The following is a 6,945-nucleotide window of genomic DNA, read 5'->3' as shown; positions in this document are numbered from 1 at the left end:
GCGAACACTGCGAGCGGCAAACTTCTCCTTTTGAGTGCGCTACTTGACGGGGAAGGCTACGGAACAGCGCGCGGAACAGCTGCGTACACAGTCCGCCAGTTCACATCGGTGATCTGCATGGAGAGGTCGCTCCTGCGAACAGGCCAATGGCGAGCTACAGGATGGCCAGCACCGCCTCGGGTGGGCGGCCGAGGGCGGCCTTGCCGTTGGCGACCACGATGGGGCGCTCGATCAGTTTCGGGTGCGCCGCCATGGCGGCGATGATCGCGGCGTCGTCGATCGACGGATCGGCGAGGCCCAGGTCGGCGTACTCGGCTTCGCCGGTGCGCAGCAGCTGGCGCGGCGTCATGCCTAGCAGGCCGAGCAGGTTCGCCAGTTCGGCGGCGCTGGGCGGGTTTTCCAGGTAGTTGACGACCTCGGGCGCGATCCGGCGCTCCTCCAGCAGGGCCAGCGTGGCGCGCGACTTCGAGCAGCGGCTGTTGTGGTAGATGCGGACGGGGTCGGTCATGTCGTGTCGGCCCGATGGCTTCAGCGATTGCCGTGCCGGTTGCCGCCACGGCCGCCCTGGCCCTGGGGCCGGTTGCCGCCGCGGCCTTGCGGACGGCCGCCTTGGCCGCCCTGGCCGCCGCGGCTGCGGTTGGCGCCGCCGGCATTGCGGCCTGCGTTGCCGCCGCCGAAGCCGCTGTACGGGGCGTTGCCGCCACCGCTGCGCGCGCCGGCCGTGCCGGCAGGCTTGCCGCTGCCACGACGATTGCCGCCACCGGTGCCCGCGCCGGCGTTACGGCCACCGTCGCGGCTCTCGCCGGCGAACCATGTGCGCACCGACGGCAGCTCCTGGCCCGGCGCCACGCCGCGCTTGCCGCCGCGGCGCTTGGGCGCGCCGCTGCGCTCGGGGCGCGCGACGTTGCCGTTCACTTCCTGGCCGGGGCGGCGCTGCTTCTGCTGGCGGCCGCGTGCCGGTTCCTCGCGGATGCGGTCGTAGGCGCGCAGCTCGCGCGCCTCGTCCTGGTGGCCGGCGGTCCAGGCGGTGCCGGCGCCGCGCTCCGGGCGGTATTCGGTGACGTTGCGGTTGGCGCGGCGCTGGTGCAGCACCGGGCTGAGCGTGAGCACCGGCTGGGCGGGGCCGAGCCCGGTGGCCTGGCGCAGCGCCTTGACGGTGTCTTCCGGCAGCGCCTCGCAGTCGCCGCGGCGCAGGGTGCGCGGCAGTTCCACCGCACCGTAGCGGATGCGCTTGAGGCGGCTGACCAGGAAGCCCTGCGAATCCCACAGGCGGCGCACCTCGCGGTTGCGGCCTTCGCGGATCACCACGCGGAACCAACTATGGCTGCCGCCGCGGCTGATGACGGCGATCTCGTCGAAGCGGGCGGGGCCGTCTTCCAGCTCCACGCCGGCCTTGAGCTTCTCGATCACCTCGTCCGGCACTTCGCCGTGCACGCGGCACAGGTATTCGCGCTCGAGCCCGCTGCGCGGGTGCATCAGCGCGTTGGCCAGCTCGCCGTCGGTGGTGAGCAGCAGGAGGCCGGTGGTATTGATGTCCAGCCGGCCCACGGCGACCCAGCGCGCGCCCTTCAGGCGAGGCAACTGCTCGAACACGGTGGGACGGCCTTCCGGGTCTTCGCGGGTGGTGACCACGCCTTCGGGCTTGTGGTACGCGAGCACTTCGGTGTCGTCGCGGTTGTCGGTGGCGACGACGAACTGCTTGCCGTCGATCACCACGCGGTCGCCGGCATGCACGCCGGCGCCGATGCCGGCCGGGCTGCCGTTGAGTTCGACCTCGCCGGCCTGGATGCGCTGTTCGAGCATGCGGCGCGAGCCGAGCCCGGCGTTCGCCAGCACCTTGTGCAGGCGTTCCTCCAGGGCGGCTTCGGCTTCGTTGCGCGGTTCGCGCTTCAGGGTAAGGACGGATTTCTGTGGCGCAGTCATGCGCGGGACTCCTCGGTGTCTTGCTCGGCGTCGCCGGTCTCGGCGTCCGCCGGGTCCGCTGCCTCGTCGGCAGTGGCGGTGGATGTATCGGCGGCGGCTGCGCTTTCGGGCAGCGGCTCGCCGGGTTCGGGTGCCTCGGCGGGGGATGCGGCCGTGGCGGGAATGGGATCGTCGCTGGCGTCGATGGCGCCGGACGTTGCTTGCGGATCGGGCTCCTCGCCGGCGTCGGCAGGGAGGTCGGAGCGTTCGGGGGCGTCGGCCGCCGCGGACGGTTCCCCGGAGTGTTCAGCGCCGTCGCCGGCAGCGGCGGCTTCCTGCGCCTGCGCTTCCTCCGGGTCGATCGGCAGGTCGCGCGCGACGCGGACGGGCAGGGGCTCCTGGTCCAGCCGCATCTGCGGGTCTTCCATGTCGCGGATTTCCGACAGCGGCGGCAGTTCGTCCAGCGATTTCAGGTTGAAGTAGTCGAGGAAGGCGCGGGTGGTGCCGAACAGGGCCGGCTTGCCGGGCACGTCGCGGTGGCCGACCACGCGGATCCACTCGCGCTCCTCCAGCGTCTTGACGATGTTGGACGACACCACCACGCCGCGGATCTGCTCGATCTCCGGGCGGGTGATCGGCTGGCGATAGGCGATCAGCGACAGCGTTTCGAGCAGGGCGCGCGAGTAGCGGCTGGGCTTCTCGGTCCACATCCGCGAGACCCACGGGTGCACGTCCTGGCGCACCTGGTAGCGGAAGCCGGAGGCGACCTCGCGCAGTTCGACGCCGCGACCCTCGCAGTCGTGCGCCAGCGATTCCAGCGCCATGGCGATGTCCTCGCGGCCGATCCCTTCCTCTTCGAGGAACAGGTCGCCCAGCTGCGCCACGGTGAGCGGCTGGCTGGCGGCCAGCAGCGCTGCCTCGATAATCGGTTTGAGTTGGTCGATCGGCATGGCCATGGGTCGGGTGCGGATTCAGGCAAGGGGACGCGGCGACGGTCAGTCGGCGGCGTAGGCGGAGGCCGGCTCGTCGGGGCCGTCGTCCGGGGCTTCCTCGGCGGATTCCCCGGCCAGCGCCGCCTTCGCTTTCAGGTAGATCGGTGCCAGCGGTTCTTCCTGCACGATCTCGATGAGCATTTCCTTGGCCAGCTCGAGCATGGCCAGGAAGGTCACCACCACGCCGAGCCGCCCCTCGCTGACGTCGAACAGGCTTTCGAAGCGGTGGAAGCCACCGCCGTCCAGGCGGCCCAGCAGTTCGCCCATGCGCTGGCGCACGCTGAGCGCCTCGCGTTTGATCGCGTGGTGCCCGAACAGTTCGGCGCGGTGCAGCACGTCCTTCAGCGCCAGCAGCATTTCCTTCAGGTCCAGCGGCGGCGGCAGCCGGACCACGTTGCGCTCGCCCACGTCGGCCTGCACCACGACGGTGTCGCGCTCGAGCCGGGGCAGGGCGTCGATGTCCTCGGCGGCCTTCTTGAAGCGCTCATATTCCTGCAGGCGGCGCACCAGTTCGGCCCGGGGGTCCTCCTCGATGCCTTCCTCGGACGGCGGCCGCGGCAGCAGCAGCCGCGACTTGATCTCGGCCAGGATCGCGGCCATCAGCAGGTACTCGGCGGCCAGTTCCAGCCGCATCACGTCCCGCATCATGTCGATGTATTCCATGTACTGCCGGGTGATCTCGGCAATCGGAATGTCCAGGATGTCCAGGTTCTGCCGGCGGATCAGGTACAGCAGCAGGTCCAGCGGGCCCTCGAACGCCTCCAGGAACACTTCCAGCGCATCCGGCGGGATGTACAGGTCCTGCGGCATCTGCAGCATCGGTTCGCCGCGCACGATCGCCAGCGGCATTTCCTGCTGCTGCGGGATCGACGCGAACGCGCCTGGCGATGTGGCAACCGTCTGAGGCTCTGGCTCAGTGCTCATCAATGCATGTCGTTGGGCCGCGCTTGCGTGGGCAATCAGCGGCTGGCTATGCGTTCAACACGTTCGCCATCGTCCGGGTGCAGCAGGCGCGATGGCGGAATGTCCCCGTTCCGGCCGCGACCATGGACGTCGGCGGCCCGTGAAACTGCTTGCTCGAATCCGCCCGAGGGGCTGGCAACCGTCGTCCCGGCGGCATGACGAAGTCCGCGGCGCGGATTCGGTCAGCTGGTCGGGGCGACCACCGTGGCGTCATTGGCCGAGGGGTGGCTCCGCGGCAAGGGCGCAAGTCCAGCGTGACGATGCGAGCGTCACGGACTGTTCCATCGGTTTGCCGGGTTCATCGGGCGAATGCGCCAGCCGCCGGGAGGGTCGGCCTGTGCGTACTCATGGACCCGGGCATGGGAGAGAAGGGTAACGGCTGCCCGCCGGCAAGTCCAGTATGGCGCGACGGCCGGCCGGTCGCGGGCCGGAAGGCCGTACCAGCGATTTGCGCGGGGCACCAAGTGACACGCTGCGTCTGCCTGCGGCGCTGGAGCGGCAGCCTCCGCGGCGGCAACAGGCATCTATCAAGTGGCATGGCGTTTGCTTGATACTTCGCCAGATACCGGCGGAGCAGGCGGCGGCAATGCCGCATCCTGGCCCGGCCGGTGTGGATTGTCCGGCCCCGGCCGGCATGGCAAGCCTGGTTCCGGCCAAGGAAAACGGGATCGGGCGACCCGGCGCTCACGCCTGGAGCGCGTCCGCGGCACGGAGGCCTGCAGCCGGCGACGAGGGTGGGAGCGCGTTCCCGCGTGGATCGAAAAAACGGGAACGGTCAGGCGGGAACAGGGGCAACGGGATGCGGTCGCAAGCCGCAGCCACCATCGGTTGGGGAGCCAGATGACGATCGACAACGGCGGCACGGAAAGCCGCGAAACGGAATACCTGCGCCCTGCGCGCATGCGTATCGAGACCACCGTGCTGATGAGCCACGGCGAGCAATCGCACCCCACCGAACTGGTCGACATCTCGGCCACCGGCGCGCTGCTGCGGCGTCCCCTGGGCTGGGGCGGCAAGCTGGGCGAGAACTGGGTGCTCGACATGATCTTCGGCCGCGACCTGCACATCCACCTGGAGGCGGTGGTCGCGCGCGTCTCCGAGCGCCACATCGGCTTCGCCTATACGCGCATACCCGAGGACAAGCAGGTGCCGCTGTGGAACCTGCTCGGCGGCTATGCCGACATCCTGGAGCACTGGCGCGAGGATTGATGCCGCGCGCCGGTCGCCCGGTGCCCGGGCTGGCCCAGGTCCGTCGCCGCTTCCACGCACAGGCGGGGTTCAATGCCGCTTTCGGCAGGACCGGGGCGCATGCCCGCTTGCGCGGCAACCGCGTCCGGTCCTGAGGTCGGCAACCGGCCCCTCAGGCCGTGGCCGCCGTCTTCTTCTCGTCTCGCAGCTCGCGGCGGAGGATCTTGCCGACGTTGGTCTTCGGCAGCGCGTCGCGGAACTCGATGAGCTTGGGCCGCTTGTAGCCGGTGAGGTTCTCGCGGCAGAACTGCTTGAGCGCTTCCTCGGTGAGGTTCGGGTCCTTGCGCACCACGAACAGCTTCACCACCTCGCCGGAATGCTCGTCCGGCACGCCGACCGCGGCCACCTCGGCCACGCCCGGGTGCAGCATCACCGCATCCTCGACCTCGTTCGGGTACACGTTGAAGCCGGACACCAGGATCATGTCCTTCTTGCGGTCGACGATGTAGAAGTAGCCGTTCTCGTCCATCCTGGCGATGTCGCCGGTGTGCAGCCAGCCGTCGGCGCCGAGCACCTTGGCGGTCTCGTCCGGACGCTGCCAGTAGCCTTGCATCACCTGCGGGCCGCGCACCATCAGTTCGCCGACCTCGCCGGTGGCCAGCGGCTGGTTGTCCTCCGACCAGATCGCCACCTCGGTGGACGGCACCGGCAGGCCGATCGAGCCGTTGTACGCCTTGAGATCCAGCGGGTTGATGCAGACCGCCGGCGAGGTCTCGGTCAGGCCGTAGGCCTCGGCGAGGGTGCAGCCGGTGACCTTCTTCCAGCGCTCGGCTACCGCGCGCTGCACCGCCATGCCGCCGCCCAGGGTGAGGTGCAGGCGCGAGAAATCCAGCTCGGCGAAACCGGGCGTGTTGAGCAGGCCGTTGAACAGGGTGTTCACGCCGGTCAGCGCGGTGAAGCGCGACTGCTTCAGCTCCTTGACGAAGCCGGGCATGTCGCGCGGGTTGGTGATCAGCCAGTTGAGCCCGCCCAGGCGCATGAACACCAGGCCGTTCGCGGTGAGCGAGAAGATGTGGTACAGCGGCAGCGCGGTGATGATCACCTCTTCGCCCGGCTTGACCAGGTCGGTGCCGATCCACGCGCCGGCCTGCAGCATGTTGGCGACCATGTTGCCGTGGCTGAGCATCGCGCCCTTGGCCACGCCGGTGGTGCCGCCGGTGTACTGCAGGAAGGCGAGGTCGGCATGGCCCAGTTCCACCTTCGGCAGCGGGTGCGCCGCGCCGCGCGCCAGCGCGTCGCGGAAGCGCACCGCATGCGGCAGCTTGAACGCCGGCACCATCTTCTTGACGTGCTTGAGCACGAAGTTGACCAGCGCGCCCTTGGGGAAGCCGAGCATGTCGCCGATGCCGGTGGTGACGATGTGCTCCACGTGGGTCTCGGCCAGCACCTGCTGCAGCGTGGCGGCGAAGTTGTCCAGCACCACGATCGCCTTGGCGCCGGAATCCTCCAGTTGGTGCTTCAGCTCGCGCCCGGTGTAGAGCGGGTTGGTGTTGACCACCACCAGGCCGGCGCGCAGCGCGCCGAACAGCGCGATCGGGTACTGCAGCACGTTCGGCATCATGATCGCGATGCGGTCGCCCTTGCCGAGCTTGAGCACGCCGGTGAGGTAGCCGGCGAACCGGCGGCTCAACTGGTCGATCTCGCCGTAGCTGAGCTGCTTGCCGAAGCTGGCGAACGCCGGGCGCTGGCGGAACCGCTCGAACGCCTCCTCCAGCACGGCGGCGACCGACGCGTAGTCATCCACGTTGATCTGCTCGGGGACGCCTGCCGGATAATGGGCCAGCCACGGACGTTCATTGCTCATGTAGTGATCCTGTTCCTGGCAACGCACTATGCTGTC

Annotated in this window: 6 protein-coding genes; 1 reads left to right on the top strand and 5 read right to left on the bottom strand. The window is 69.5% G+C overall.

The window, feature by feature from the left end; translation table 11 throughout:
- Positions 1-154: 154 nt before the first annotated feature.
- From arsC to ASG87_RS15855, 4 genes are read right to left on the bottom strand one after another with little or no spacing between them, the layout of a single operon-like run.
- The gene (gene arsC, locus ASG87_RS15870) at positions 155-508 is read right to left on the bottom strand and encodes an arsenate reductase (glutaredoxin) (RefSeq protein ID WP_056007307.1); all 354 of its coding nucleotides are present in this window, start codon (positions 506-508) and stop codon (positions 155-157) included.
- 20 nt (positions 509-528) lie between these two features.
- Complete coding sequence (locus ASG87_RS15865; RefSeq protein ID WP_056007304.1) at positions 529-1,923, bottom strand: pseudouridine synthase; 1,395 nt, start codon at positions 1,921-1,923, stop codon at positions 529-531.
- Positions 1,920-2,852, bottom strand: coding sequence for an SMC-Scp complex subunit ScpB (gene scpB / locus ASG87_RS15860; protein WP_056007423.1), 933 nt, complete (start codon positions 2,850-2,852; stop codon positions 1,920-1,922). Before scpB ends, ASG87_RS15865 begins: the two co-directional genes overlap by 4 nt.
- 45 nt (positions 2,853-2,897) lie before the next feature.
- Positions 2,898-3,818, bottom strand: a complete 921-nt coding sequence (locus ASG87_RS15855; protein ID WP_056007301.1) for a ScpA family protein — start codon at positions 3,816-3,818, stop codon at positions 2,898-2,900.
- Positions 3,819-4,697: 879 nt separating this feature from the next.
- Between ASG87_RS15855 and ASG87_RS15850 the strand changes: the two genes are divergently transcribed.
- The gene (locus tag ASG87_RS15850; RefSeq protein ID WP_056007298.1) at positions 4,698-5,066 is read left to right on the top strand and encodes a PilZ domain-containing protein; all 369 of its coding nucleotides are present in this window, start codon (positions 4,698-4,700) and stop codon (positions 5,064-5,066) included.
- A 151-nt stretch (positions 5,067-5,217) separates the two neighbouring features.
- Here the strand turns inward: ASG87_RS15850 and ASG87_RS15845 are convergent, their stop codons facing one another.
- Complete coding sequence (locus ASG87_RS15845; RefSeq protein ID WP_056007295.1) at positions 5,218-6,909, bottom strand: AMP-binding protein; 1,692 nt, start codon at positions 6,907-6,909, stop codon at positions 5,218-5,220.
- Positions 6,910-6,945: the final 36 nt, after the last annotated feature.

Origin of the sequence: Frateuria sp. Soil773, from assembly GCF_001428405.1 — a bacterium.
Taxonomy (GTDB): domain Bacteria; phylum Pseudomonadota; class Gammaproteobacteria; order Xanthomonadales; family Rhodanobacteraceae; genus LMSL01.
Note: the sequence above shows the minus strand (reverse complement) of the source record. Positions and strands in the feature narration are given on the sequence as shown.

Coding starts and splice junctions, on each gene's coding strand:
- ASG87_RS15845 (WP_056007295.1), bottom strand. CDS start 6,909: ATGAGCAATGAACGTCCGTGGCTGGCCCATTATCCGGCAGGCGTCCCC.
- ASG87_RS15850 (WP_056007298.1), top strand. CDS start 4,698: ATGACGATCGACAACGGCGGCACGGAAAGCCGCGAAACGGAATACCTG.
- ASG87_RS15855 (WP_056007301.1), bottom strand. CDS start 3,818: ATGAGCACTGAGCCAGAGCCTCAGACGGTTGCCACATCGCCAGGCGCG.
- arsC (WP_056007307.1), bottom strand. CDS start 508: ATGACCGACCCCGTCCGCATCTACCACAACAGCCGCTGCTCGAAGTCG.
- ASG87_RS15865 (WP_056007304.1), bottom strand. CDS start 1,923: ATGACTGCGCCACAGAAATCCGTCCTTACCCTGAAGCGCGAACCGCGC.
- scpB (WP_056007423.1), bottom strand. CDS start 2,852: ATGCCGATCGACCAACTCAAACCGATTATCGAGGCAGCGCTGCTGGCC.